Origin of the sequence: Burkholderia sp. Ac-20392, from assembly GCF_017104585.1 — a bacterium.
Taxonomy (GTDB): Bacteria; Pseudomonadota; Gammaproteobacteria; order Burkholderiales; family Burkholderiaceae; genus Burkholderia; species Burkholderia lata.
On sequence record NZ_JAAGPB010000786.1, the window covers coordinates 1 to 2,327 of the forward strand.

At 68.2% G+C, this 2,327-nt stretch carries 1 protein-coding gene; it reads left to right on the top strand.

Going from position 1 to position 2,327, the window contains the following annotated elements:
- Positions 1-185: 185 nt before the first annotated feature.
- Complete coding sequence (kdpB, locus tag G3N99_RS38210) at positions 186-2,210, top strand: potassium-transporting ATPase subunit KdpB (RefSeq protein ID WP_206124966.1); 2,025 nt, start codon at positions 186-188, stop codon at positions 2,208-2,210.
- The last annotated feature ends 117 nt before the right edge of the window (positions 2,211-2,327 follow it).

Here is a 2,327-nt window from a genome sequence, read left to right on the forward strand (position 1 = left end):
TCGCCACGCCAGCTCGGCGTGCTCGGCGAACCGCGCGTGCGCGTGCTCGACCTGAACCTCGCGCTGGACCGTGCATTCGGTCACGCGGCCGGCGCGAAGCAATAGCAGGAACCACGGAGTCACTCATGTCCCATATCGAAACCCCGATCAATCCAGTGGCGATGCCGGTCGGCGGCGTGCCGCCGATGCGCTGGACGGCCGTGCTGCGCGAGGCGTTCCGCAAGCTCGCGCCGCGCGTGCAGTTGAAGAACCCGGTGATGTTCGTCGTGTATCTCGGCAGCATCGTCACGACCGTGCTGTGGCTGCAGGCGCTGACCGGCACGGGCGACGCGCCGGCCGGCTTCATCTTCGCGGTCGCGTGCTGGCTGTGGTTCACCGTGCTGTTCGCGAACGCGGCCGAAGCGCTGGCCGAAGGGCGCGGCAAGGCGCAGGCCGACGCGCTGCGGGCGGCGCGCAAGCGCGTGTATGCGAAGGTGCTCGACGAGCCGAAGCGATTCGACAGCACCAGCCATCGCGTGCCGAGCGACGAACTCGCGGCCGGCAGCATCGTGCTCGTCGAAGCGGGCGACACGATCCCCGCCGATGGCGAAGTGATCGACGGCGTCGCGTCGGTCGACGAATCGGCGATCACCGGCGAATCAGCACCGGTGATCCGCGAGTCGGGCGGCGATTTCTCGTCGGTGACGGGCGGCACGCGCGTGCTGTCCGACTGGATCATCGTGAAGATCACCGCGCAACCGGGCGAGGCATTTCTCGACCGGATGATCGCGATGGTCGAAGGCGCGAAGCGCGGCAAGACGCCGAACGAGGTCGCACTGACGATCCTGCTCGTCGCGCTGACCATCATCTTCCTGCTCGTGTGCGTGACGCTGCTGCCGTTCTCGCAGTTCAGCGTGCTGCTGAACGCATCGGGCACGGCGGTGAGCCTGACCGTGCTGATCGCGCTGCTCGTGTGCCTGATCCCGACGACGATCGGTGCGCTGCTGTCGGCGATCGGCATCGCGGGGATGAGCCGCATGATGCGGGCGAACGTGCTCGCCACGTCGGGCCGCGCGATCGAGGCGGCCGGTGACGTCGATGTGCTGCTGCTCGACAAGACCGGCACCATCACGCTCGGCAACCGCGAGGCCGTGCAGTTCCGGCCGGCGCCGGGCGTGAACGAGCGTGCGCTGGCCGAGGCCGCGCAACTGTCGTCGCTGGCCGACGAGACGCCGGAGGGGCGCTCGATCGTCGCGCTCGCGAAGCAGCGCTTCTCGCTGGACGTGGCCGCGACCGCAGGCAGCGTTACCGTGCCGTTCAGCGCGCGCACGCGGATGAGCGGCCTCGACATCGGCGAACGGCAGGTGCGCAAGGGCGCAGCGTCGGCGATCCGCGCGCACGTCGATGCGCTCGGCGGTGTGTTTCCTCAAGCGGTCGAGACGGCCGTCAACGATATCGCGCGACGCGGCGGTACGCCGCTCGTCGTGGCCGACGGTTCCCGCGTGCTCGGCGCGATCGAGCTGAAGGACATCGTCAAGCACGGGATCGCCGCGCGCTTCGCCGAGCTGCGCAAGGTCGGCGTGAAGACGGTGATGATCACCGGCGACAACCGGCTCACCGCGGCCGCGATCGCGGCGGAAGCCGGCGTCGACGACTACCTCGCCGAAGCGACGCCCGAGGACAAGCTGCGGCTGATCCGCGAGCACCAGGCGAAGGGCCATCTCGTCGCGATGACGGGCGACGGCACCAACGACGCGCCGGCGCTTGCGCAGGCCGACGTGGCCGTCGCGATGCACAGCGGCACGCAGGCGGCGAAGGAGGCGGCCAACATGGTCGACCTCGACAGCAACCCGACCAAGCTGATGCAGGTGGTCGAGGTCGGCAAGCAGATGATCATGACGCGCGGCGCGCTGACCACGTTCAGCGTGGCCAACGATCTCGCGAAGTATTTCGCGATCATCCCGGCCGCGTTCGTCGCGACGTATCCGGCGCTTGGCGCGCTGAACGTGATGGGGCTGCACAGCCCGACGTCGGCGATCCTGTCGGCGGTGATCTTCAATGCGCTGATCATCGTCGCGCTGATTCCGCTCGCGCTGAAGGGCGTGAAGTATCGCGCGGAGCCGGCGGAGAAATTGCTGGGGCGGAACTTGCTGATCTACGGCGTGGGCGGGATCATCGCGCCGTTCATCGGCATCAAGCTGATCGACATGCTGTTGACGCCGTTTATCTGACCGAACGCGCCGTCGCGGCCCCGCTCACGCCTTCGCGGCGTGCGCGGGGCCGTTCGGCGTTTCAATTGCCGGAAGCGATCATGGATGTGAATGTGAACGTGAGCGAAGCGAATCGAC